The 23,222-nt window shown below is 38.9% G+C and carries 24 protein-coding genes; 5 read left to right on the top strand and 19 right to left on the bottom strand.

Annotated elements, in window-relative coordinates; translation table 11 throughout:
- Positions 1 to 25: 25 nt before the first annotated feature.
- From ACTJJF_RS15080 to ACTJJF_RS15060, 5 genes are all read right to left on the bottom strand, one after another.
- A complete protein-coding gene (locus ACTJJF_RS15080; protein WP_312297992.1) occupies positions 26 to 433 on the bottom strand; it encodes a cytochrome C in 408 nt (135 codons plus the stop codon).
- A 5-nt stretch (positions 434 to 438) separates the two neighbouring features.
- Positions 439 to 711 (bottom strand): hypothetical protein, encoded by a 273-nt coding sequence (locus ACTJJF_RS15075; RefSeq protein ID WP_312297993.1) that lies wholly within the window; start codon positions 709 to 711, stop codon positions 439 to 441.
- Between the two features lie 2 nt (positions 712 to 713).
- A complete protein-coding gene (locus ACTJJF_RS15070; RefSeq protein ID WP_440700162.1) occupies positions 714 to 1,706 on the bottom strand; it encodes a cytochrome c in 993 nt (330 codons plus the stop codon).
- 11 nt (positions 1,707 to 1,717) lie between these two features.
- Positions 1,718 to 3,469 carry a cbb3-type cytochrome c oxidase subunit I gene (locus ACTJJF_RS15065; protein WP_440700161.1) on the bottom strand — a complete coding sequence of 584 codons (1,752 nt, stop codon included), beginning with the start codon at positions 3,467 to 3,469 and terminating at the stop codon, positions 1,718 to 1,720.
- Between the two features lie 128 nt (positions 3,470 to 3,597).
- Positions 3,598 to 3,810, bottom strand: a complete 213-nt coding sequence (locus tag ACTJJF_RS15060; RefSeq protein ID WP_312297996.1) for a hypothetical protein — start codon at positions 3,808 to 3,810, stop codon at positions 3,598 to 3,600.
- Between the two features lie 152 nt (positions 3,811 to 3,962).
- On the opposite strand from ACTJJF_RS15060, the gene lgt reads away from it, so the two are divergent.
- Complete coding sequence (gene lgt / locus ACTJJF_RS15055; protein ID WP_440700160.1) at positions 3,963 to 4,799, top strand: prolipoprotein diacylglyceryl transferase; 837 nt, start codon at positions 3,963 to 3,965, stop codon at positions 4,797 to 4,799.
- Positions 4,800 to 4,905: 106 nt separating this feature from the next.
- On the opposite strand, the gene ACTJJF_RS15050 is transcribed toward lgt, so the two are convergent.
- A complete protein-coding gene (locus tag ACTJJF_RS15050; protein ID WP_312298000.1) occupies positions 4,906 to 5,661 on the bottom strand; it encodes an SDR family oxidoreductase in 756 nt (251 codons plus the stop codon).
- 721 nt (positions 5,662 to 6,382) lie between these two features.
- Here ACTJJF_RS15050 and ACTJJF_RS15045 point away from each other — a divergent pair.
- Entirely contained in the window at positions 6,383 to 6,811 is a 429-nt protein-coding gene (locus ACTJJF_RS15045) for a cold shock domain-containing protein (protein WP_065396973.1), read from the top strand.
- Between the two features lie 244 nt (positions 6,812 to 7,055).
- Here ACTJJF_RS15045 and ACTJJF_RS15040 read toward each other — a convergent pair whose 3' ends face one another.
- From ACTJJF_RS15040 to queG, 8 genes are all read right to left on the bottom strand, one after another.
- Positions 7,056 to 8,498 (bottom strand): TolC family protein, encoded by a 1,443-nt coding sequence (locus ACTJJF_RS15040; protein WP_440700159.1) that lies wholly within the window; start codon positions 8,496 to 8,498, stop codon positions 7,056 to 7,058.
- Complete coding sequence (locus ACTJJF_RS15035; protein ID WP_440700158.1) at positions 8,479 to 11,601, bottom strand: efflux RND transporter permease subunit; 3,123 nt, start codon at positions 11,599 to 11,601, stop codon at positions 8,479 to 8,481. Before ACTJJF_RS15035 ends, ACTJJF_RS15040 begins: the two co-directional genes overlap by 20 nt.
- Positions 11,602 to 11,629: 28 nt before the next feature.
- On the bottom strand, positions 11,630 to 12,670 hold the full coding sequence (locus ACTJJF_RS15030; RefSeq protein WP_241331384.1) for an efflux RND transporter periplasmic adaptor subunit: 1,041 nt from the start codon (positions 12,668 to 12,670) through the stop codon (positions 11,630 to 11,632).
- 109 nt (positions 12,671 to 12,779) lie between these two features.
- Complete coding sequence (locus tag ACTJJF_RS15025; RefSeq protein ID WP_440700157.1) at positions 12,780 to 13,112, bottom strand: hypothetical protein; 333 nt, start codon at positions 13,110 to 13,112, stop codon at positions 12,780 to 12,782.
- Positions 13,113 to 13,312: 200 nt separating this feature from the next.
- Complete coding sequence (locus ACTJJF_RS15020) at positions 13,313 to 13,765, bottom strand: SRPBCC family protein (RefSeq protein WP_440700156.1); 453 nt, start codon at positions 13,763 to 13,765, stop codon at positions 13,313 to 13,315.
- A gap of 11 nt (positions 13,766 to 13,776) precedes the next feature.
- Positions 13,777 to 14,421 carry a murein L,D-transpeptidase catalytic domain-containing protein gene (locus tag ACTJJF_RS15015; protein ID WP_440700155.1) on the bottom strand — a complete coding sequence of 215 codons (645 nt, stop codon included), beginning with the start codon at positions 14,419 to 14,421 and terminating at the stop codon, positions 13,777 to 13,779.
- A 3-nt stretch (positions 14,422 to 14,424) separates the two neighbouring features.
- Positions 14,425 to 15,102, bottom strand: coding sequence for a TIGR02117 family protein (locus ACTJJF_RS15010; protein ID WP_440700466.1), 678 nt, complete (start codon positions 15,100 to 15,102; stop codon positions 14,425 to 14,427).
- A gap of 366 nt (positions 15,103 to 15,468) precedes the next feature.
- Positions 15,469 to 16,407 carry a tRNA epoxyqueuosine(34) reductase QueG gene (gene queG, locus ACTJJF_RS15005; RefSeq protein ID WP_440700154.1) on the bottom strand — a complete coding sequence of 313 codons (939 nt, stop codon included), beginning with the start codon at positions 16,405 to 16,407 and terminating at the stop codon, positions 15,469 to 15,471.
- Positions 16,408 to 16,699: 292 nt separating this feature from the next.
- On the opposite strand from queG, the gene ACTJJF_RS15000 reads away from it, so the two are divergent.
- The gene (locus ACTJJF_RS15000; protein WP_312298016.1) at positions 16,700 to 16,999 is read left to right on the top strand and encodes a rhodanese-like domain-containing protein; all 300 of its coding nucleotides are present in this window, start codon (positions 16,700 to 16,702) and stop codon (positions 16,997 to 16,999) included.
- A 27-nt stretch (positions 17,000 to 17,026) separates the two neighbouring features.
- Positions 17,027 to 17,644, top strand: coding sequence for an HD domain-containing protein (locus ACTJJF_RS14995; RefSeq protein ID WP_312298018.1), 618 nt, complete (start codon positions 17,027 to 17,029; stop codon positions 17,642 to 17,644).
- Positions 17,645 to 17,660: 16 nt separating this feature from the next.
- On the opposite strand, the gene ACTJJF_RS14990 is transcribed toward ACTJJF_RS14995, so the two are convergent.
- A complete protein-coding gene (locus ACTJJF_RS14990; protein WP_440700465.1) occupies positions 17,661 to 18,485 on the bottom strand; it encodes a GLPGLI family protein in 825 nt (274 codons plus the stop codon).
- A 73-nt stretch (positions 18,486 to 18,558) separates the two neighbouring features.
- Positions 18,559 to 18,762 (bottom strand): bacteriocin-like protein, encoded by a 204-nt coding sequence (locus ACTJJF_RS14985; RefSeq protein ID WP_440700153.1) that lies wholly within the window; start codon positions 18,760 to 18,762, stop codon positions 18,559 to 18,561.
- Between the two features lie 407 nt (positions 18,763 to 19,169).
- Here ACTJJF_RS14985 and ACTJJF_RS14980 point away from each other — a divergent pair, with 407 nt between their 5' ends.
- Entirely contained in the window at positions 19,170 to 19,655 is a 486-nt protein-coding gene (locus ACTJJF_RS14980) for a hypothetical protein (RefSeq protein ID WP_440700152.1), read from the top strand.
- A gap of 192 nt (positions 19,656 to 19,847) precedes the next feature.
- Here the strand turns inward: ACTJJF_RS14980 and ACTJJF_RS14975 are convergent, their stop codons facing one another.
- The 3 genes from ACTJJF_RS14975 to ACTJJF_RS14965 form a co-directional block, all read right to left on the bottom strand.
- Positions 19,848 to 20,618 (bottom strand): alpha/beta fold hydrolase, encoded by a 771-nt coding sequence (locus tag ACTJJF_RS14975; RefSeq protein ID WP_440700151.1) that lies wholly within the window; start codon positions 20,616 to 20,618, stop codon positions 19,848 to 19,850.
- Positions 20,619 to 20,626: 8 nt separating this feature from the next.
- Positions 20,627 to 21,571, bottom strand: a complete 945-nt coding sequence (locus tag ACTJJF_RS14970) for an NAD(P)H-dependent flavin oxidoreductase (RefSeq protein WP_312298024.1) — start codon at positions 21,569 to 21,571, stop codon at positions 20,627 to 20,629.
- A gap of 221 nt (positions 21,572 to 21,792) precedes the next feature.
- Positions 21,793 to 23,160, bottom strand: a complete 1,368-nt coding sequence (locus ACTJJF_RS14965; RefSeq protein ID WP_312298025.1) for a peptidylprolyl isomerase — start codon at positions 23,158 to 23,160, stop codon at positions 21,793 to 21,795.
- Positions 23,161 to 23,222: the final 62 nt, after the last annotated feature.

Genomic DNA, 23,222 nt, shown 5'->3' with positions numbered 1-23,222 from the left:
TGTAATTGTTAATTGTCAACAGAAGCTACTGAACATTATAGCTCGTTATTTCATAATAGATTGCCCATGCTGCAAAGACAATAACGATGATCCATATCCAAAAGGGAATGGTTTGCGGGGTTTCGCTTCCGTTGATCAGGAAACTCTTTTGGTTTCCTTTATCATAAGCGTTGATCATCAATGACAGTGTTCCGTCTACAATATCTTTGTTCTTCAGCCCTTCTATTCGTATAGCGGGTCCGTTAGCCACTGTAAAATGTATTTTCCGGATACCTTCTCTTCCCGATGGTGAGTGGCTTACAATTTTTAAAACGTGCTCACCGTCTGTCATTTTTTTAGTATCAAGATCAAAAACAATGGGGGTTTCCAGCTCTGCTACAGGAACCGGATCTTCATCAATGAACAAAAAAACTTTGCTTTTATCTTTAGTCATGATTTTTAATTTTCACCTGAGAAAACTGAGTATTTGATATGAGCTTTATCTTTTTCACCGGGTTTAAACAGATATTTAACGGAAAATATAAAAGCCAGCACGGTTATCAATATGACAACTCCTACAATAAACCAGTCCCAGTTACTTTCCGGTCCGGTTCCGTGGGTAAAATTCTTTGTCACCTCAGGCTGCTGCAGTTTACACGCATCACAGGCAAAAGCATATACTGAAGAAAGCACGCTATACAATATGACGATATTTTTACAAAAATTTTTCATTGTTATTTTATTTTATCCATTATTGTTTTTACTTCTTCTACTGTTACTTTTTTAGCATTATTACCCCAGCTTGTTCTTTCATGATTCATAATGGCGGTTACATCTTCCGGGGTAAAATTGGCATTGGTTCCTACAGCCGGCATGGTAGCAAATTCAGGTCTCGGATCATAGCCTTTCATAATGATGGTAACATAGAGCTCAAGATCACCACCGGTCACTACAGAGCTTCCCTTCAATGGAGGGAATGCCCCCGGAACACCTTCTCCATTAGCCTGATGGCAGCTTGCACAATTGGCTGTAAACAAAGCACCTCCATCCGGTAAGTTTTCACCACCTTTTGCTGCTCCTTCCTCTTTTTTCTGTTTGTATAAAAATGCAGGGACAATAGATTTATCTGTGTAATCTGTCTGTTTTAAAGATTTAAGATAGGCTACCAGAAGAAGGGCTTTTGGTCCTGCAACAATCTTTTTGGATCTATTTCTGATGAATTTTTCAGGTACTTTTACCTCCACATCTCCCGGCTGAAGGTAATCTCTTTCGATAAACAGCCACGGATAGGCTGGCATGATAGACTGCTCTACTGCTGCTCTCGGCTGATAGAGGTGAATCAGGTGCCATTCTGTACTGGGCTGCCGTTCTCCGATATTGGTAAGATCCGGCCCTGTGCGTTCAGTTCCCATCAGATTGGCTGTATTTCTCCAGAAATCTGTACGGGTATTGATGGCAAAATCAGCAGGTATGCTTGGTCTTTTCCCAAAAACATTATCCATTTCCACATTTCTGACCTGCTGGGTATGGCAGGCCACACATCCGTTCTCAATAAAAACCATCTTCCCAGCTTTTTCTTCCCTGGTGAGTATCTTCGATTGCTTCGGCAATGGTTTATTGATCCTCTGATTATCCATTGCAGGCAAAATAGCAATATAAAGGGTCAGAAAAACAAACAGAAACAGCGCTGTGCCGAAAAGAATTCTATGATCATTAAAAAATATCATGGTGCTGATCTTTAAGTATTAAACTCTGTATTTCCCAGTTGTTTCTTCGCTGCCAGAATTTCTGCCGGAGTCCGTGGAATCCTGACCTTGTCCTCATTTCTTACCATGCAGTAAAAATTATATGCAAAAATCAGATGGGAAACGAACATTAAAGTTCCCCCTATTGCTCTCCACAACCAGAAAGGAGCCATATTTACCACGCCTTCTATAAAAGGTTTTTTCTTAATCCAGAGCATTCCCGTCTGTGTTCCGCCGATCATCAGGGCAATAACATAGAATAACAATCCTATCAGGGCCAGCCAGAAATGGATTCCCACTAAAAGTTTTGGAGGTTCTTTTCCTGTAAGCCTAGGAACCAATGTGTAAAAAAAGCCCCAAAGCATAAATGTAATGATGCCATACATGGTAAGATGAGAATGTGCCACCGTAAAATCCGTAAAGTGCCAAAGCAGATTGGTATACCTGAATGCTTCCACGGTACCCTGGAATGATCCTGTAAAATAGAATATAATCCCCATGAAATAAAACGGCAGTGTATAGCTTGTTTTAAGCTGATACCAGGCTCCGTTGAAGGTCAGCAGGAAATTGGCCGTTCCTGCCACTACCGGAATCAGCATTCCCGCACTGGCTATAATGGCCGTGGTCTGCAGTCTCCAGGGAATGGCACTGAAAATAAAGTGATGGGTCCCGATCAGGGTATAAAAAAAGGTATGGGTCCAGAAAGCCAATATCCCCAGGCTGTAAGAATAAATGGGTTTATTCAGCTGCTGCGGCAGAAAATAATACATCAGCCCCAGACTGATCATCATAAACCACATGCCTATTGCCTGGTGCATATAATACCCCTGTATAATGGTTTCTCCTACTCCATCCTGCCATATGGGAACATTGGATATAACAATCACAATGAAAATAAACATCGTACCGGATATAATATACCAGTTGGATAAATAGATCTCTTTAGTTTTTCTGCGAACAATAGGTTTAAAGTAATTATGCAGTGAAAGTGCTACTCCGATACCAAAAGTGATCATCACCGGCCATATATATTCCCGGTATTCCCCGCCTCCGTTATTGATTCCTGCAAGTAAACATATCGTTCCGGCAAGTACTGCACCATTAACCAGGATAAGGGAGATATATCCCTGTCTGATATTAAAGTTTTCCTTATTACTCACCCTTGGGATAACATAGTAGGCAAACCCCATCATCGCCAGGGAGGCCCATCCCCAGAAAACAGAATTGGTATGTCCCGGCCTTATCCGCCCAAAGCTCAGCCAGCTCACATGATCAATATCCGGAACCACAAATTTTATCCCCGCATACAATCCGAAGCTTGTTCCCAGGATAAGCCAGAAAATAGCAGTTCCCAGAAAACAAAGGATCAGGCGGCTCAGCTCAGGAGAAATGTACTTCTGGAAGGAGGATGTTCTCCTTTTGGTAGGAAACACTCTGAGTTCTTCCACCAGATTGATATTTTGAATGACGCCTTTGGTATCTTCCGGGGGATGGATTCCTGAAAGATCATTCTCAGGAGCGGTAAAATTCAGTTCTTTTTCTCTCTGCTCATAAGCTGCCACTTCTCCGGGAGAAAGATTCTCTATTTTTCTTTGGACTTCTCTGGCTTCCCTGCGCTTTAATATTTTAGCATAAACCGATAGAAATTTAAGCACAACGATGATCAGCCCACCTACAATAATCATGAGCAACAGCAATAAGGTAATCTGGATTCCTGTTTCTTTAAACAATGAAATATCTGCCATAACTGTTGTATTATGGATTAATGAATGTAATGTCCTCCTGTTTATTTCTTTAATAGAAGCTATATAGATACTGTTCTGAAAGTATCAGTCTCATTTTCGGTTTGAAAATGTATAGGTTTAAAACCGACTTAGCGGCTCTTTTTAATAGAGTCTACATCGTAGGCAGAACTATCTACTGTAGCCGTCTGATCTGCAGAATCCGGTGAGATCTGTGCAGAACCTGAAGTAAGGCTGTCTGAAGCCATGATGGGATCTGTATTGGTCTGCCGGGGCTGTGGTTCTTTTGTACAACTGACGACAAAAATGCCCGTCAGTAAGACTAGTGATACAATAAATTTCATAGTATTAAATTTGTGGTGTGTGTAGTATCAAAAGTAGAAAACATCATTGTAAAACTTTATGACTCAGATCATAGAGTCCCGGAAACGGTCTTTCCTATCCGGAAAATCCTATTTTCTTATCTTTGCCTCTTTAAAATCCGATAACAACATCAATGAATTTATTATACATCAACTGGGATATCAATCCTGAAATTGCCAATATTCTGGGAATCCCTTTAAAATACTACGGTCTGTTATTTCTTACAGGACTGGTCTTATCCTTAAATGTTTTAAAACGAATCTATCAAAAAGAAAAACTGAGCGCAAAAGCTCACGATGCTTTATTTACCTATGCTCTGATAGGAATTATGGTGGGAGCCAGACTGGGACATTGTATTTTTTATGATTTTGATTACTATTCCCAGCATCCGCTTGAAATCTTTTTACCCATCCAGCAGGGACCTGACGGAGCCTACCACTTTACAGGTTTTGCAGGACTGGCAAGCCACGGCGGCGGTATAGGGCTGGTGATTGCTCTTTTACTGTATGCCAGAAAATATACAATCCCGTTTATGACTGTTCTGGATGCGATTGCCATTGTGCTTCCGTTAGGCGGTACTTTTATCAGGCTCGCCAATCTGATGAATTCGGAAATCATAGGAGTTCCAACTGATGTTCCATGGGCATTTATATTCAGACAGGTAGATGATCTTCCAAGGCATCCTGCACAGCTTTATGAAGCAATTTCCTATCTGGTGATCTTTCTGTTGGTTTATTTTATTTACAGGAAAAATATATTCAGGATCGGACAGGGATTTTATTTCGGGATCAGTATTCTGCTTATTTTCATCATGAGAATTCTGATTGAATTCATCAAGGTAGACCAGGTTGAATTTGAGCATGGAATGATTTTGAATATGGGCCAGCTTCTGAGTATTCCTTTTGTTCTTCTGGGGTTATTCTTTATGATCAAAAGTATTCTGGAAAAAGGCAAGATGAAAACTGCATAATACGATTGATATAAAATACCCTTATCGGAAAAGGGTATTTATATTCCATAAAAAACTCACTGAAAGTTGTTTTCAGTGAGTTTCTTTTTTAACGGATCATAAAAGGTTATCTTGTGGTATACCCTCCGTTGGCAAAAATAGTCTGTCCGGTGATCCACCATCCATCGGTTACTAAAAACTCTACCAATGGAGCAATATCTTTGATATCGGTAAGTCCTCCCAGTGCAGATGCTGATTTGTGATAAGCTACTGCATCATCGGTTTCCTGGCCATAGAAGAAAGGGGTATCCATGGGTCCGGGAGCTACTGCTGTAACGGAAATTCCTCTTGCCCCGAATTCTTTGGAAGCTGCTCTGGTAAAATGTTCTACCGGCGCCTTTGCTCCTGCATACGTTGAGTACAATCCTGTATAAGCAGCCAGTAATGAGGTTACAATTGTACAGATTTTCCCGTGATCATTAATTTTTTTACCTGCTTCCTGTAAAAAGAAGTAAGCCGATTTCGAGTTGACATTAAACATGGTATCATATTCTGATTCCGTAGTTTCAGCAAACGGCTTTTTAAGGACCATACCTACGGTGTTGATCGCTATGTCTATTCCGCCATAACGGGAAATGGTTTCGTCAAAGAATCTGGCAATATTCTCTACTTTGGTAAGATCTCCCTGAAATAAAAATGCTTCGGCTCCCAGTGCCTGAACTTCTGCAAGTGTTTTTTCACTGTCGGCTCTGGAACTTTCACTATTGTAGTGTATGGCCAGTTTTGCTCCTTTTGCAGCGAAATCCCTGCTTAACAATCCTCCTAAGTTTTTGCCTCCTCCGGCAATTAAAACAACTTTTCCATTTACATCTTGTGCTGACATTATTTTTAATTTTTAAATGTTAATAAAGCAAAGATGGATAATAAATAGCATCTCAACATGGTGAATTTTTCGGGAATTGTATTAAAGTTAAAATGATATCCGGAAATATTTATTTCATCGATCTTGATAAAAAACTTTTAAATTTATATAAACACATTTTTCCAAACATTCTGCTATTTACCAGACAGATACGGCTTGAGTGAATATCATTATATTAAACACTCCCTGTGGATCTCTGAAAATTAATGCATTTTAGGCACAACATTTGATGCTTTCCACCCGTATTTATACACCACTTCATTCTATAATATATTTTTTTATAATCCTCAGCATGCTGGGGATTTTTTATGGAAGATTCAAAAGAGCTTATTTTCTCTTATAATCAGCCAGTAAAGCCTTTACAGGAATTTATCCAAAAACCATTTCTGATAATCAATCATTTAAAACCGTATTATTCATTTTATTGTTGTATATTTGTATGCTAGTAACCAAGTCACTACTTTGTTTTCTGTAACGACCGGAATATTTTTTATTCAGTCTTTGCTTTTTGAGCAGCCATATTTTTTAACTTTTATTCTTCTATTAAGAACAATACTTGTCGGAATTTTAAAGCTCTGTATGATTGGGACACCCAAAGGCAGGAAACATCGGCAGGCTTTATAGGTCAAAAGACCAGATTGAATCAATACAATTTATAGAAACTAAATACTAAAAATAATTTATGGCAGATTCTTTTTCTAAAAAGGAAAATTTCAAGAAAAAAATTCAAAAGCAAAAAGAAAAGGCGCTAAGACGCGAAGAACGTAAAACGAACAACAACAAAGGAAAGGACATGGAGGATGTCTTCATGTATGTAGATGAATTCGGAAGATTAACTTCTACTCCGCCTGAGCAAAGACAGGAAGTAAACCTTGATGATATTCAATTGGGTGCAGCACCTATTATTGAAGAAGATCCAAGAAAAACAGGAATTGTTACTTTCCTGAGTGAAAAAGGATATGGTTTCATCACTGAAGACAATACCAAAGAGAATATCTTCTTCCACAATAACAACTGTGCAGAGCCGGTGAAAAAAGGGAACAAAGTTTCTTTCGAAAAAGAAAAGTCCCCAAAAGGATTTTCAGCTGTTGAGATCCAGATCGTTAAATAATATTTAATCTATCAGCATATCTTCTACTGATGGAGATATGTTTTGAAATAATACAGAAAGCCACCTTTTCAGGTGGCTTTCATCATCGTAAAAAATAAAATGGTCCGGTTTACAAAACCGGTAAAAGAATATTATAATTCATCACAGGGATTTCATAAGGTTTTAAGAATAGTAAGGACAGCTTTCTGTGAACTCAGGTTGCTTCGCTTTAAGCTGACAACGCTGCCCTTAATATCCCTATCATTTAATCCAGTTTTCCTCCAAGCGCTTTAAACAGGAGGACATTATTCCTCGTGTTCTGGTGCTGGAACTGCAGTAGGTCCAATTCAGCGGTCAGCTTACTTTTCTGAGAGTTGATCAGTTCAAAATAGTTGGCATATCCTGTAAGATACAGATCATTGGATACCTCTACCCCACGATCCAGAAAACCTACTTCCTCAGATTTCAGTTTCAAAACACGTTCATAGATCTTGGTCTGTTTCAGAATAGACTGAAGTTCATTGAACGCAGTGGTAATACTTTTCTGATAATTTAAGAAAGCAATTTCCTGCTCTTTGCTGGCTACTTTAAATTCATATTTCAGCTGTCCTTTATTAAAAACAGGCACCATCAGACCTCCCAATAGCTGTCCGGCCAATGAACTGGGCTTGAACAGCGTTTCAACGGAAAAAGAATTTAAACCGAAACCCGCTCCCAGATCAATCTTAGGATAGAAAGCCGCTCTTGCCGCTTTTGCATCTGCCTGGGAAGCTTCCAGAACATAGTAATTGGCTGCCACATCCGGTCTGGAATGAATCACAGATTCTACGTTAATGGTTTTATTCAATACATCCATATTGGTAGGCATCAGGGTTGTTCCCCGCTTTACGTCGCCGCCATAACTTCCGGTAAGTGTGGTAATTGCCTGCTCTACAGTAACAATTTCTACTTTGATATGTTCAATTTCCGCAAGCCAGTTATTATTCTGGGCTTTAAACTGCTGTACAGCCAGTTCTGTGGCTTTTCCCACTTCACGCTGTGCCAGGACAATTTCAAACGCCCGTTGCTGGAGCTTATAGTTTTTCTGGTAAATAGCCAGACGGTTATCTAAAGCAACCAACTGATAATAGAGATTGGCAATATCTGTGAAAAGCTCTACCTGAAGCAACCGTAATCCTTCTGTAGAAGCCAGGAATTTCTTCTGAGCGGCAATTCTTTTATTTTTAAGCTTACCCCAGGCATCAATTTCCCAGCTGCTTCTTGCTCCCAGCCAGTAATTGGGAGTAAAATCACGGTTGATCTTCTGTTCTTCGGTAATATTGGGTGAAAGATTGGTATCATAATTTCCTACTCCTTCCATTGTATATTTACCATAACGGTTCCCGGAAACTTCAGCGCCCACTTCAAGGGACGGCAAAAGATCCATTTTCGAACGTTGCAGAAAGCTGTTCGCAATCTCTACTCTTTGCTGAGCGATCTGAAAATCAGGATTCGCCTGTACCACTTTATCAAAAAGCTCAAGCAGATGAGTATCTGTAAAATAAGCTTTCAGATTCAGCTGCTGAAACTCTTCCGAGCTTGCCGTTTTAATTGGGGATTCCGGCAGTGTCTGAGCTTTTTTAAGGTCAGCAACTTTCGGAACAGCGCATGAAACTAAGCTCAATGCAGCCATTCCGTACAATATATTTCTAGGATTTAATCTTTTCATCTTTCTTCTTATTTTCAAGTTTTGCAAAGAATATATACAGCCCCGGAATGACGATCAGTCCGAAAATAGTTCCAAGAAGCATTCCTCCTGCTGCCGCTGTTCCAATGGAACGGTTTCCTATTGCTCCTGCTCCTGATGCAATACACAGGGGAATAAGCCCTGCCACAAAAGCGAATGAAGTCATCAGAATCGGTCTCAGACGTTGTCTTGCTCCTTCAATAGCTGCCGGAATGATATCAAAGCCCTGCTTATTTCTGGCTACTGCAAATTCTACGATCAGAATGGCATTCTTAGCCAAAAGCCCGATCAGCATCACCAATGCAACCTGAGCATAGATATTATTATCCAATCCGGCCATCACCAAAGCGATATAGGAACCGAAGATCCCTGTAGGTAAGCTTAAAAGTACCGGCATAGGAAGAAGGAAACTTTCATATTGGGCAGCCAGTAAAAGGTAAACGAATAAGAGACAGATCAGGAAGATGTAAACGGTCTGATTTCCGGATAAGATTTCTTCCCTCGTCATTCCGGACCATTCGATATCAAAACCTCTCGGAAGGGCTTCCTTTGCTACACGCTCTACTGCAGCAATGGCATCTCCGGAACTGTAACCGTCAGCAGGTTCTCCGTTGATCATTGCCGACATATACATATTATACCTTGTCAGTACTTCAGGACCATAAACTTTTTCGATGGTGATGAATGTTGAAAACGGAACCATTTCACCTTTATCATTTTTCAGGTACAGATTCAAAATACTTTCCGGTGTATCCCTATGCTCCGGACTTGCCTGAACCATCACCTTATACATCTGACTGAAACGGATAAAATTGGTCGCATAATAAGATCCCAGCATGGTCTGTAATGTTGACATTGCATTGTCTACGGAAACTCCTTTTTTAGCAGCCATATCATAATCCACATTGATCATATACTGCGGGAAAGTGGCATCAAAACTGGTAAAGTTGTTCTGCAGTTCCGGTGCCTCATTCAGTTTTTTAACAAAATCCTTGGTGATTTTATCGGTATTTTCAATGGTTCCTCCGGTTCTGTCCAGCAAACGCAGTTCAAAGCCACTGGTATTCCCGAATCCCGGAACGGTAGGCGGAGCAAAGATCTCAATCTGGGCATCTGCGATTCCTTTTGTTTTTTCAGAAAGCTCCGCAATCAGGTCATTCACTGAAATATTTCTTTCTTTCCAGTCTTTAAGGTTGATCATGGCCATACCGTAGGAAGAACCTGCAATTTCCGTTACAATACTATATCCGGCAAGGGTAGTTACGTTTTCCACGCCTTCAATTTTCTTTGCCATTACCGTCACTTCATCCAGTACTTTTTCCGTTCTTTCCACGGTTGCTCCCTGTGGAGTGGTAACGCTCACATATACCATCCCCTGGTCTTCCATCGGGATGAATCCGGTGGGAAGGAATTTACTGGTCACAAAAGTTAACCCGACAAATAAGAACAATAAACCAAAAGTAACTGTTGTTCTCGTTGCAAATTTTGACAAGATTCCCACATAGCCATTGGTTAATCTTTCAAAACCTGTATTGAAACTCTGGAAAGCCCTGTCGATGATCGTTTTCTTCTTATGATGGTCATGAGGCTTCAGGATAATGGCACAAAGCGCCGGAGTAAGCGTCAATGCATTAACTCCTGAAATAACAATACTTATGGCCAGCGTCAGTGAAAACTGTCTGTAGAATACTCCTACCGGGCCATCCAGAAATGCTACAGGAATAAATACGGCAGACATTACGATGGTAATTGCCACTACTGCCCCTGCAATTTCTTTTGTTGCGCTGATGGTAGCATCCATAGCATTCATACCTTCTTCCATTTTTACATGGACGGCTTCTACGACGACAATGGCATTATCCACCACGATCCCGATAGCAAGCACCAATGCAAATAAAGTCAACAGGTTGACAGAGAAATCAAGCATATTCATAAAGGCAAAAGTTCCTACAAGGGCCACAGGCACTGCCAGTACCGGAATGAGGGTTGAACGCCAGTCCTGCAGGAAGATAAATACCACAATTCCTACCAGAATAAATGCCTCAATAAGTGTAGTCAGTACCGCACTGATGGACGCATCCAGGAACCTGGAAACATCATACGCCATGTTATATTCCATTCCGGGAGGGAAAGAGGAGACTTTCAGCTCTTCCATTTTTGCTTTTACACTTTCAATTACTTCGGAAGCATTGGAGCCGGGACGCTGTTTCATCATAATAGATGCAGAAGGTCTTCCGTCTGTCTTGGAAACCATTCCATAGTTCATTGCTCCGAATTCCACTTTAGCAATATCTTTAAGCTTTAAGATGGTACCGTCTACATCTGAGCGGATAGGAACTTCCTCATATTGTTTAGGCTCAAAGAATTTCCCTTTATATTTGATCACATATTGCAGCTGGCTGGAAGTTTTCCCTGAGGTTTCCCCTACTTTTCCGGGTGCTGCGGAAATATTCTGTTTTTGTAACGAAGTGATCACTTCATCTGCTGAAATATTGTAAGCTGCCATCTTCTGAGGATCCAGCCATACTCTCATCGAATATTCTTTTTGCCCCATGATCTCCGCACGCCCTACTCCATCAATACGTTTCAGCTCCTGCAGGACATTGATATCCGTAAAGTTGTAAATGAACTGTTCATCCTGGCTCGGATCTGAACTGGTGATGTTAAGGTACATCAGCATACTGTTGACCTCTTTTTCAGTGGTAACCCCTGCGCGTATTACTTCTTCAGGAAGCTCATCCAGAATGGTGGTTACCCTGTTCTGAACATTTACTGCCGCCACATCAGGATCAGTTCCCACTTCAAAGAAAACCTGAATCAGGGTAAGGCCGTCATTCGAGGTTACCGTCGACATATACGTCATTCCCGGAACTCCATTGATGGCACGTTCCAGAGGAAGGGCCACTGCATTGGCAGATACTTCGGCATTGGCTCCCGTATACTTTGCCGTTACCGTTACGGAAGGTGGCACGATATCCGGAAACTGAGTGATCGGCATCTTCAGCAATGCCATGATTCCCAGGAGTACAAATAATATGGAAATAACCAACGAAAGAACCTTTCGTCTTATAAACATTTCTACCATTGTAAATTGATTTAAAGATTATGAAAGGTTAATATTTCTTTTTGATTTTGATCACATCACCGTCTTTCAACGACTGGGTTCCTTCATAAATGATTAAATCTCCTTTTTTAAGGCCGCTTTCCACCATATAGGAATCTCTGAGGGTGGTTCCGATCTTAATATTGGTCATTTTCACTTTGTTCTGCTTATCCACAACAAAAACATAAGTTTTGTCCTGGATAGAGAATGTAGATTTTTGTGGGATAAGGATTGCATTATCCTGCTGTTCGGAAATGATAAGCTTACCTGAGGTTCCGTGTTTGATCAGACGATCCGGATTCGGGAAAAGGGCTTTATACCGGATGGATCCGGTAGTTCTGTCGATCTCTCCTTCAGCAGTCTTCAATGCTCCGTTAAACTGATAGTTCACCCCATTAGGCAGGGTAAGCTCGATCTTCTGATGGTTTCCAATCTTGTCATTAGCCAGAAGTTCAAAGTACAGGTTTTCCGGAATGGAAAAATAGGCATACACTTCATTAAGCTGGGACAGTGTGGTAAGTAAAGTGCCATTTTCTACCAAACTTCCGTCTTTGTGAGGGATAACGTCAATGACCCCGTCAAAAGGTGCTGTAATTTTTGTAAAGCTTATCTTCTGAAGAACAGCTCTTTTCTCTGCATCGGCAAAAGCATGCTTAGCCTGGGCAGAGGTCAGCTTTGCTTTCACCATTTCCAGTTCGTTATTGGCTACGAATTTTTTGGCATGGAGGCTCTGAATCTGCTTCAGTTCAACTTCTGCAATGCGTACATCGGCTTCCGTCTGCTTTAATGCGGCGTTTGCTTTCAAAAGTTCCATCTGTAATTCGGCATCATTGATCTTAAATAAAGGCTGGCCCTGGTGTACAAACTGACCTTCATTCACATAGATATGCTGAATAATTCCTCCGATCCTGGAACGCATCTCTACGTTTTTTTTAGCCTGAATATCTGTAACAAACTGGTTATTTACCAACGTATCTTTTTCCTTGATTTCCAGTACGGGAACTTCTTTCTCTTTCTGGCTGTTTTTTTTCTTGTCTTTACTGCATGACACAGCGAATAATATTGCAAAACTGCAAATTATTACGTTTTTAAAATACATTTTTAAATGTTTAGGTTATAAGATTTCCGTTAAAAGTAATTTGGCATTCAACAACTTAAACCTAAAACAACTGAAGAAGATGGAGAAAGGATTTGACTCCGCAGATGATAGAGACTGCAATTTCCGGAAGGCTGATTTTAGGAATAACTTTTAATATTCCTGAGAAATCACCAACGGTAGTATCATCTTTACGGGTAGAGTATTTTACGATTTTAGAGGCTGCAGGTAATGCATGTGTGTTCATATCCGCCTCCTCATAAACGTCAAGAAGGTGAATATTACTGACATGAGGAACATGAGGAATATTCTGCAACGATTTTTCTGCCCAATTCGAATTGAAAAGGGTAAAGACCAGTATGATATAGAATAAGATAAATGACCTCAGACCTGCCATGTCAATCAGAACACATTAGTTTTTCGTAAAAACAATAAGTGTTGCAAAAATAAGGATTTTTAACGGAGCAGAAGCCTTTTAATTGTTAAAAAAACTTAAACTATGAATAGATTCTTGTTATTCAATGTCATAATATCGAATAGATTCTACGGAGTGGTAAGTGTATGATTGTATTATGCGTTATGGAATATTAAATGACCTTAAAACAGTTTACTTAATACCCTGAAACGGTAATCAAAGATATATTCCAGCTTCTTTTTGACAAGCAGTCTGTGAGCGATTTCTCCCAGAAACCCCAACGGAAGCTCATAGTCTATCGTATCTTTCATCAGAACGCCCTGTTCATTCGGAATAAACTCATGATGGTGGTTCCATAATTTGTAAGGTCCTTTTTTCTGAAAATCGGTGAAGCTTTTCCGGTAGTCTACCTGAGTGATCTCTGTCTGCCATTTCATTTTAATCCCCAGGAGCGGCGATACATAATAATCAATGAGCATTCCTTCGTAGATCTGGTCATCTTCCAATTCCGTCAGGACAACAAACCCCATGTCTTTAGGGGTAATTTCAGAAAGGTTATCTGCTGCTGAGAAAAATTTCCATGCCGTTTCTATATCACAGCTGAGCTGCTGCTCACGGAAAAGCTTATGTTTCATCGTACTTCTTTTTAATTGTATATCCACATCAGAACCGGTTTTCCGGATTTCTGGATCATCGGATCAATTTCCTTCATTGCATTATTGGAAACAGTAGGACATCCCCAGCCCTCGGGCGAACCTTCAGGAAAAGTTTCTTCATCACTCATTTTATCCCAGGAATGAAAAACAATGTATCTTTTCAGGGCATTGCTGTTGGTGTCTTCAAGGCCATGCATCAGGTATTTTATATGGATTCCCCAGTCGCTGTATCCTCTGCCTTCCAGTTTATATTTTCCCAAAGATGAAAGATGACTTCCATCCTCATTGCTAAATCCTGGATCCGACTTCGAGTCATCTTTACTCCATGAGTTTGATCCGCACCCATGGCCTACCAGATATTGCTTTGAAATGGAATTGGTTTTAAAATCCCACACAAAGAAACGATTGATCCCGGAATGAAGACTCATATCAATCAGAATACAGAAATCGGTATTGAATTTCCCGGAGGTACAGAACTCCAATGCTTCTTCAGCCTTCATTTTTGTTTTAGAGAAATCAGCCCTGGGTTTCTTTTCAACTACAGCGGGAATTTCAGCAACAGGTATTTCTTTTTGTTTTTTGTGTGAACAGGAGCTGAGGATAAAAATAATGATGAAAAGAAAGCCCGTTCTCATTTCTTATTTATAATGCTGAAAAATTCCAAAATCTGAAGGGGTCCATAACGCAGCTTTCTGTCCTGCAGCCTTTAAAGCATTATTAGACCATGTATTGCATGTATAAAGAAAGCTGTATGTTCCTTTAGCATCATAAAAAGCATCGTTATCACCATACACTGCATCTGTAGGAATCAGCATAAATTTTCCGTTCTGATCCCTGTCGAATTTATCTTCTATAAATTTTACCAGGTTTTCATACTGCCCTCTGCTGATCATGATCATTTTACAATCTTCACCTTCTTTCATTGTTCTGTAATAGGTACAATGCATCGCTGAATCACTTAGCCAGAATGCAGCTTTTACGGCAGTAGAGAATTTCAGATCGGCCCAGGTGGGGGTATCCAGATAAAAGCCTTTGTCTCCCCAGCCGATCCCGATATACTGATAATCTGTTTTCTTTGATTTTGTATCTGCAAAAGGTATTTTCGCACTCCAGTCCTGGAGGTCATTTTTTACGGGCATTACAATATCGGTATGCACTCCGTTGGTATAAATATAGACAGGGATCTCTTTCTTTTGTCCGTCATCTTTTGCAGAAACAGGAATGTAGGGAATCAACAGTCCAAGGATCACATATATAATTACAATTCCCAGAATAACGCCTATCACTTTCAGGATATATATCAACATTATTTTCACAGTCATGTTTTTTAATAAAATTTAATTTACACTTTTCTGTAAAAGTATTTGTTTTAATCGAAAAAATGGCTATATTTAGTTACGAAATATTCACAAATATGCGTAAAAATACCAAATCCCAGAAAAGATTTAAAGTAAGAGTAAAAACGGCTCCAAAAAGAATACAAAAAAGACGTTGATTTTCGGTGAGATCTGATCTCCTGGAAGTCAATTTTTCTTTTTAGGAAAGGACTTTTCAGCTTATTTAATCTTATAAATCTTTACCTCCTTAAGGCAGAAAATTTAAGGAATGGTCGTTTATCCGCTTTAGTTTGGAAATCCAGAAAATTCCAAAGAAGGGATTATCACCAAAAATTTAAGCTAAGATCAATCTGATGAGTTGTTTAAAAACTCAATATTTCTCTTCAGACCTGTAAATTTGGTCCTTTTTACGGGAGACTTTCTGAAGATCTCAGAGAATATTTCCTGGGTAAGATCCTTCCATTCTCCTTTTGTAAAGTTTTTTAAAGCTTCATTCGGCTTGAAGCGGCTCTGTTTATGGGGTGCAGAGAAGCGGTTCCACGGGCATACGTCCTGGCAGATGTCACAGCCAAACATCCAGTCTTCCATTTTACCTTTGAAATGATCCGGAATTTCATTTTTAAGCTCAATGGTTGCGTAGGAAATACAGCGGCTTCCGTCAATGATCTTTTCAGAAACAATAGCATCTGTAGGGCAGGCATCGATACATTTTCTACAGGTTCCGCAGTGATCGGTGGTTTCATGATCCGGGATCAGCTCCAGATCACAGATAATTTCAGCAAGGAAGTAAAAAGATCCGTTCTGTTTGGTAATCAGGTTGGCATTTTTCCCTACCCAGCCTATCCCCGACTTCCTGGCCCAGCTTCTTTCCAGTACCGGCGCTGAGTCTACAAAAACCCGAAAGCCGAACTCTCCTATTTCTTCCTGCAATTCTGCCACCATCTCACGGAGAATTTCTTTGATCACCTCGTGGTAATCTTCTGCATAGGCATATTTTGAAATTTTATAGTTTTCCAGTATTGAGATTTTCTCTTCAGGAAAGTAATTATAAGAAAGTGAAATCACAGATTTTGAGCCTTCTACCAAAAGTCTTGGATCTAATCTTTTATCAAAGTGGTTTTCCATATACTTCATCTCGCCATTGAAGTTATTCTTCAGCCATTTTTCGAGATGAGGTGCATCTTCTTCCAGAAAATCAGCTTTAGAAACACCACAGCTCTGGAATCCAAAACTTTTTGCTTTGGATTTGATCAGTTGGGTATATTTTTCAGCGCCTGCATTCATAATTTCACCCTGCAAAATTAAGATTATTTTATCAATCTTCCGGTTTTTCAGGATCAGGTGCTATCGCTGCTGAAGTACGTGGTTTTCTTCACAGCCAAGTAATTTGAAAACCTATGCTTTCATACCTTAAAGGCCAATGTTATTCAAATCGTTTACATTTCTTCCGGTTATGCATACAGGAACGCCTGCTCAATACGGTTTTCTTTCTGAAAAATTTATGCTTGAATTAAGATTTTTTTCAAAAAAAAATTGCGTAATTTCGTTCATAATTTAATGTTTAAAATAAACAACTATGTCTTTAATAGAAGTAATACAATCCGGAAACTATGAATTGATCGACGTTCGTGAGCCTATGGAGCTTGAAATGGACGGAAATATAGAAGGTGCTAAGAATATTCCTCTTGGTGAAGTAGAAGACAGACAGGATGAAATCCTATCTATCGAAAAACCGGTCATCTTATTCTGCAGAAGTGGAAACAGAAGTGGAAAAGCACTGGAATATCTTAATACTCAGGGATTGAAGGACGGTTATAACGGCGGAGGCTGGGCTGAGCTGAAAGACGTTCTTGCAGCAAACAGAGGAACTTTTTAAAAGTTCCTTTTTTTATTCCTTATTACAATGCATTTAAAAGATCAGTTTACCCAAATTTGTCTGCCTCTACATAAAGATGATGAGCTCATCAATGGTTTGTGGAATGAAATTGAAACAAAATACACCGAAAAAGGCAGGTATTATCACAATCTTCTCCATCTCGACAATATGTTTCAGGAACTTGAGGCGGTAAAGGATCGTATTTCCCGTTTTACACTGGTAGCTTTTGCTGTGTTTTACCATGACGTCATTTATGATGCTACCTCCAAATCCAATGAAGAAAAAAGTGCATTAACCGCACAAAAAAGACTTGCAGAACTGGGCTTACCACAAGAAGAAATCAAAATTGTCTCTGACCAGATCTTAGCTACAAAATCTCATCAGGAATCTGAAAATATGGATATCAATTATCTTCTGGATGCTGATCTATCTGTTCTTGGAAAAGACCGGGAAACTTATTTGGTGTACACGCAAATGATCAGAAAAGAATATTCCATTTATCCTGATTTCCTTTATAAACCGGGACGGAAAAAAGTTCTTAAACATTTTCTGGAGCTTGAGAACATCTTTAAAACTGAATATTTCAGACATCAATATGAAACTCAGGCAAAAGAAAATATTGAGACAGAACTTCGATTGCTGTAATTGCTGATCTCTTCACTTATTGATTTACAGCTTTCAACAGGTCAATTTCAATAATATTATTATCTTTTTTGATTCTTTCTCTGGTTAGCCTCTCCACTTCCTGCACCACTTCAGCTCCTGTACGGAAGTTTCCTGAAGTATCTCTCTGATCAGGAATCCGACCTTCCATATAAAGTTGTCTTGTTTCTGCAGCAGGGTCTTTTCTGTATTGTTTATATAAATCAATAAATTTGTTCTGCGTTAAAAACAATTCACTGGATCTGGTTGCTAACTCAGGAAGTATTGTTTCACCAATGCTATTTCTGACACTTACCAACTCATAACAATGATTTTTGGCTATATCTTCAATTTTTATAATAAGTCCCGGGAGCCCACTGAACTTATAAGGTCCATCCTGAATAGGAATATCTACAGTAAACCAAGCAACCCATGTTCTACCACCAAAATTGACAATTGCTTTTTGAGCAATAAACTCTCCTATCTTTTGTTTTTCAGGCAAAACATTCCAATTCATTTTTCTATCATCCTCTACTTTTATTTTTCCCAAACCATAATCAGTTGTTTTAAAAAATATTTTTCCATCTTTCTTTTCTATTCTATACAAAATATCAGCTTTTGGGATATAAAACTTCTGTTTTTTAGATTCTGCAATTGATATCGAGTCTTCAGTAAATTTATAACGGCTATAAAATAAAGACTTTCCATTGAAGATATCCAAAAACATAAAATCTTTAACAACATTAGCTCTGTTTGTTGAGTCAGGAATAAAAGTATATTCATAAATAAATCTTTTATTTTGAGCAGACAACATCTGATACATTAAACAAAAAAACAAAATCATTTTATTCATAACCGGCAAATTATTATAATCGAATACAACTGATGTCAGCTGTATTCGATAAAAAATTAATATTTCAGACTTCTACAAGATGTGAACCTGTTGAACATCCTACAGTTCCTGATTCTTCTAAACTAACTGTTGTTATTGTACTACACTTTGCAGGTTCAACATTAGAACAGCACATGTAGCTGCACCCTGTGTTTCCGCTTGGTTTAGAAGGACCTCCACCTTTTAAGTTCTTCAGATTTTCTCTTGAAATTTTTTTTAGTTTTTTCATAACATTCGGTTTTAATTATTTTGTCATTATTGACACTCTAAATGTAAACTTTAGATATCTCACTACTCAATGATTATTAATGTATATTTTGTGCTTATTTATTGCATAAAATGCTTTGTAAAAGGGTGAAATTTAAAACAATGAAGAAAGAATTATTTAAATATTAAGCTCAATGCAAGTAAATAATTTTTAAATAAAAAGACATTCTTTGGAATATTGGGTTTAAAAAAAAGAGTTCATTAGAATTATGAAAAATAGCTTTGGTACATTATAAAATTGTTTCCTCTATGATAAGGTGTGCAATATGTACAAAGCATGCCTAACAAATATCATTGTGATAAAATGTTATAAACTTTAAACAATGGATTTTTTTGGTTATTTTTACTCATTATAAATAAAAATAATATATGAGAAAAATTATATTTGCGGGAGTAGCTGCCTTAGGAGGTTTTCTAACGGTAAATGCACAGTGTAAAACAGTATCTACCCTTACCGAAAATTTTGATACATGGAAAGATATCAACAAATGCTGGTCTGCTCAGCCGGGAAAAGCCATGCTTTATGCCAGTGACAAACGAATTGTATTTTATTCGATGAGCAGTCCCGGAGAAAATATGTATCTGATTACTCCTAAAATTAAAGCCGGAAACTATACGCTTTCCCTGGATACTTCTGATAACGGAGGGGAAACAACACTGGAAGTTTTTTCCGTAAACAATGCTTCTGATGCAAAGTCTTATGTTTCCATCGTGAAACCGTCAAAGATAACAAGCGATAAAAAGACCATCAATATTTCTTTAAAAAAGGATTCAAGCCTGGGACTCAAAGTCCTGCTGAACGGGATACATCAGGCCGTTTACCTTGACAACTTTTCATTGCAGCCTAAAAAATAAAATAAAAAAGAGATGCCGGGCATCTCTTTTTTATTATTGTACTGCTTTCAGCATATCAATTTTAATGATATTATTATCTTTTTTTACGTTTTCTTTAGCTGCTATTTCTATATCTCTCAGAACTTGCGCTGCCGTCCGGAAATTTCTTAAACAAATAAAAATACCTTGACAGATGTCCTGTATTATTTTTTCTCAGAAATTTCTATTGATAAATTCGGCTGCTTTCTCTGATACCAGCTCCGGAATTTCCTTATGTGGCGTATGCCCTACACCCGGAATGATGTATTTTTCAGCAGTTCCGCTTACCTGGGTCACGGTTTTTTCAACCTGGTCCAGAGTACCATATTCATCAGTTTCGCCCTGAATAAACAGCAGCGGGCAGGTGATGTCTTTCAGAAGGTATTCAATATTCCATGATCTGTAATCATCACGGGTCCATGTCTCTGTCCACGCTCTGAATAACGTTTCAACCTTATCTCCATGATATTTCTGTAGGCGTTCCGGCAGGTTTGTGGTCTTGTAAGCTTCCCAGGCATCATAAACACCTTTTAAAGTGACTTCTTCCACAAAAATATGCCCGGCTTCACACAGCACCGCTTCTACTCTTTCAGGATATTTTGCTGCGGTAATCAATGCAATGGTACCTCCGTCACTATGCCCGAAAAGAATGGCTTTGTCAATTTTCATTTCGGCGAGCAGATCATTCAGTACATCTGCTTCCAGCTCCATATAGTTTACAGGTCTTTCATGGGTAGGCATTGGATAAGACTTTCCGTATCCTAAACGGTCGTAGGCAAGAACGTTACATTCGGTTTTCTCAGCCAGCTTCGCCGGAAAATCACGCCAAAGCTGTACCGATCCCAATGAATCATGTAAAAAGACAATGGTAGGCCTGCCTTCAAATGAATTAGTGTATTCTATGTATAATTTTTTCCCTTTTGCATCAATGATTCTTCCTTCCATTCAACGATTTAAAATGTTGGCATTTTTACTTCTTCAAATTCTTTTAACAGTTGATTAAAAACTACTTCTACCGGAAGTATATCATCAATCAGGGCAGACACCTGTCCTATTTCCAGCTCACCGTCTTCCATATCTCCTTCAAACATTCCCTTTTTTGCTCTTGCTCTTCCCAACGAAGCAATCAGAGCTTCTTTATTTCTTCCGTTCTGGTAGATATCTTCCAGTTCGCTGAAGAATTTATTTTTCACCATTCTCACAGGAGCCAATTCTTTTAAGGTAAGATGTGTATCTCCTTCCTGAAGTTCTGTGATTTTCTTTTTCCAGTTTTCATGGGCACTGGCCTCAGTAGTCGCAGCAAAACGCGAACCGATCTGTACACCGTCTGCTCCTAAGATCATAGCTGCTTTCATCTGTGATCCCAAAGCAATTCCCCCAGCTGCGATCAGTGGTTTAGAAATATGTTTTCTTACATTCGGAATAAGACAAAGCGTTGTTGTTTCATCTCTTCCGTTGTGACCTCCGGCTTCAAAACCTTCGGCTACTACGGCATCTACTCCTGCATCTTCACATTTTACCGCAAATTTCGTAGAAGAGACCACATGGGCAACTTTGATCCCTTCTTTCTGAAGAGTCTCTGTATATGTTTTCGGGTTACCTGCTGAGGTAAACACAATTTTCACCTCTTCTTCAAGAATGATCTGAATGATTTCTTCAAGATTAGGATACAGCATCGGCACATTAACTCCAAAAGGTTTATCCGTTGCCTGCTTACATTTCTGAATATTTTCCCGTAAAATATCGGGATACATGCTTCCTGCACCAATCAGGCCCAGTCCGCCACAATTGGACACTGCCGAAGCCAGTCTCCATCCTGAATGCCAGATCATTCCTGCCTGTATAATGGGATATTTGATATTGAAAAGCTGTGAAATTCTATTTTGGTTACCCTGCATATCATGAATTTTTTTTGCCGAATTGAAATCTATAAAATTGCTCATGCGTAAAAATACTAAAAACAAAGGTTTTATGGGGAAAATATGCAGAAAAATTCAGTTTGAAAAAGCGGGAAAATCAACGCTGGAAAGTTTGTGATATTTTCCGAAAATTCATTAAAGCAAATAACATTTTCTTTTATGCATAAAAAAACCTCCAGAAATTCTGAAGGTTCTTTTTATTATTTTTTGATGGATTCTTTCTTCCAGTTAGACTTAAAGCTACAGCTATCATAGCGTCCGTCTATAGAGATGAAAGTACTTGGTAGTTTAGAGTTGACAAACTTTTCAACCATTTCACTTTTCTTTTTATTCAGCGCCATCTGTTTGATTCTGCTGAAGTCTGTTTCCAGAGTGATCTGGTGAGCAGCAATTTCATCTTCCAGCTTAAGGATCTTCACCAGTTTTCTTTTGTTTTCTTCATCTTCAAAAGCTGTGGTAATATCTCCTTTATTTAAACCTGCCAATTCGTAGCTGATTGTACCTGGAATACTTTCTCTCTCAATTTTGTCTGAACCATCAGCTCCCGGAATAATTCCGCCGTTGAATTTGGTTCTTTTATCATCTGAGAATTTGAAAGCAGCATCTTTAAATGTCATTTTTCCATCCATAACAAGCCCTCTGATACTGTCTAATTTTGCTTTAGCAGTCTTAATTTCATCATCGGTAGGTTTTGCCTGTAAAAGGATGTGTCTTGCATCATATACTTTACCTGATCTTTTCAGTAACTGAATAATATGAAATCCGAACTCTGATTCAACAGGATCAGAAATTTCATTTTCCTGAAGGTTTAATGCAGCAGCTTCAAATGGCTTCACCATCTGTCCTTTGTTGATGTTCTTATATAAACCTCCATTGGCAGCAGATCCTTCATCTTCTGAATAAATTCTTGCCTGGCTTTCAAAACTTTCTCCTGCAAGAATATCCTGTTTGATTTTTTTCAGTCTGCTGATCAGTTCCTGCTTATGAGCTTCCGTCAATGTAGGATAGATCATAATCTGAGCAAGAGTAACCTCGTCTTTTACCTGAGGCAGCTGCATTTTATACATATTGTAGAAATCCGTTACCTCATTTGGGGTTACGTCAGCTTTTTCAGTAATTCTCTGATATTTTGCCTGCCCGTAATACTGATCTGTATCGATTTTCTCGATAGCATTCTTCATTTCGTAGGCATTTCTGAATTTATAAGCGGCCAGCAATGTTTTTTCATCCGGAAATTGAGAAAGCAACTGACGGTATTTTGCATTAGCCTGTTCTTTGATCGCTGCAGAACGGTTTTCGATCAGTGTATCTTTTTTTGCTTCGTATACAAGAAGCTTATTGCTGATCAGGTTTTCAAGGAACTCACATTTGTCTGTATTGGCAGCTCCCTGCTGCTTCCCATAATTCATCTGCTCGATTACATCTGACTCCAACACGATTTCATTCCCGATAACAGCAGCAATACCATCCACCAAATCTCCTTGTTTTAGCTGGGCCTTCATCATATTTGAAGAGAACATCATCATGAAAATCCCAAGAAGAAAAGTGATTTTTAGTTTATTTGTCATTTTACTATTTTAACAAGTTGCAAATTTAGAATTCTTAACGAATTTCACTCAATTTTTTATTA

Origin of the sequence: Chryseobacterium sp. 22458 (assembly GCF_052044975.1) — a bacterium.
GTDB lineage: Bacteria > Bacteroidota > Bacteroidia > Flavobacteriales > Weeksellaceae > Chryseobacterium.
Note: the sequence above shows the minus strand (reverse complement) of the source record. Positions and strands in the feature narration are given on the sequence as shown.

Bases quoted from the DNA above. Each gene is read 5' to 3' on its own strand.
- ACTJJF_RS15080 (WP_312297992.1), bottom strand. From the start codon at position 433: ATGACTAAAGATAAAAGCAAAGTTTTTTTGTTCATTGATGAAGATCCG.
- ACTJJF_RS15075 (WP_312297993.1), bottom strand. From the start codon at position 711: ATGAAAAATTTTTGTAAAAATATCGTCATATTGTATAGCGTGCTTTCT.
- ACTJJF_RS15070 (WP_440700162.1), bottom strand. From the start codon at position 1,706: ATGATATTTTTTAATGATCATAGAATTCTTTTCGGCACAGCGCTGTTT.
- ACTJJF_RS15065 (WP_440700161.1), bottom strand. From the start codon at position 3,469: ATGGCAGATATTTCATTGTTTAAAGAAACAGGAATCCAGATTACCTTA.
- ACTJJF_RS15060 (WP_312297996.1), bottom strand. From the start codon at position 3,810: ATGAAATTTATTGTATCACTAGTCTTACTGACGGGCATTTTTGTCGTC.
- lgt (WP_440700160.1), top strand. From the start codon at position 3,963: ATGAATTTATTATACATCAACTGGGATATCAATCCTGAAATTGCCAAT.
- ACTJJF_RS15050 (WP_312298000.1), bottom strand. From the start codon at position 5,661: ATGTCAGCACAAGATGTAAATGGAAAAGTTGTTTTAATTGCCGGAGGA.
- ACTJJF_RS15045 (WP_065396973.1), top strand. From the start codon at position 6,383: ATGGCAGATTCTTTTTCTAAAAAGGAAAATTTCAAGAAAAAAATTCAA.
- ACTJJF_RS15040 (WP_440700159.1), bottom strand. From the start codon at position 8,498: ATGAAAAGATTAAATCCTAGAAATATATTGTACGGAATGGCTGCATTG.
- ACTJJF_RS15035 (WP_440700158.1), bottom strand. From the start codon at position 11,601: ATGGTAGAAATGTTTATAAGACGAAAGGTTCTTTCGTTGGTTATTTCC.
- ACTJJF_RS15025 (WP_440700157.1), bottom strand. From the start codon at position 13,112: ATGGCAGGTCTGAGGTCATTTATCTTATTCTATATCATACTGGTCTTT.
- ACTJJF_RS15020 (WP_440700156.1), bottom strand. From the start codon at position 13,765: ATGAAACATAAGCTTTTCCGTGAGCAGCAGCTCAGCTGTGATATAGAA.
- ACTJJF_RS15015 (WP_440700155.1), bottom strand. From the start codon at position 14,421: ATGAGAACGGGCTTTCTTTTCATCATTATTTTTATCCTCAGCTCCTGT.
- queG (WP_440700154.1), bottom strand. From the start codon at position 16,407: ATGAATGCAGGCGCTGAAAAATATACCCAACTGATCAAATCCAAAGCA.
- ACTJJF_RS15000 (WP_312298016.1), top strand. From the start codon at position 16,700: ATGTCTTTAATAGAAGTAATACAATCCGGAAACTATGAATTGATCGAC.
- ACTJJF_RS14995 (WP_312298018.1), top strand. From the start codon at position 17,027: ATGCATTTAAAAGATCAGTTTACCCAAATTTGTCTGCCTCTACATAAA.
- ACTJJF_RS14990 (WP_440700465.1), bottom strand. From the start codon at position 18,485: ATGATTTTGTTTTTTTGTTTAATGTATCAGATGTTGTCTGCTCAAAAT.
- ACTJJF_RS14985 (WP_440700153.1), bottom strand. From the start codon at position 18,762: ATGAAAAAACTAAAAAAAATTTCAAGAGAAAATCTGAAGAACTTAAAA.
- ACTJJF_RS14980 (WP_440700152.1), top strand. From the start codon at position 19,170: ATGAGAAAAATTATATTTGCGGGAGTAGCTGCCTTAGGAGGTTTTCTA.
- ACTJJF_RS14975 (WP_440700151.1), bottom strand. From the start codon at position 20,618: ATGGAAGGAAGAATCATTGATGCAAAAGGGAAAAAATTATACATAGAA.
- ACTJJF_RS14970 (WP_312298024.1), bottom strand. From the start codon at position 21,571: ATGCAGGGTAACCAAAATAGAATTTCACAGCTTTTCAATATCAAATAT.
- ACTJJF_RS14965 (WP_312298025.1), bottom strand. From the start codon at position 23,160: ATGACAAATAAACTAAAAATCACTTTTCTTCTTGGGATTTTCATGATG.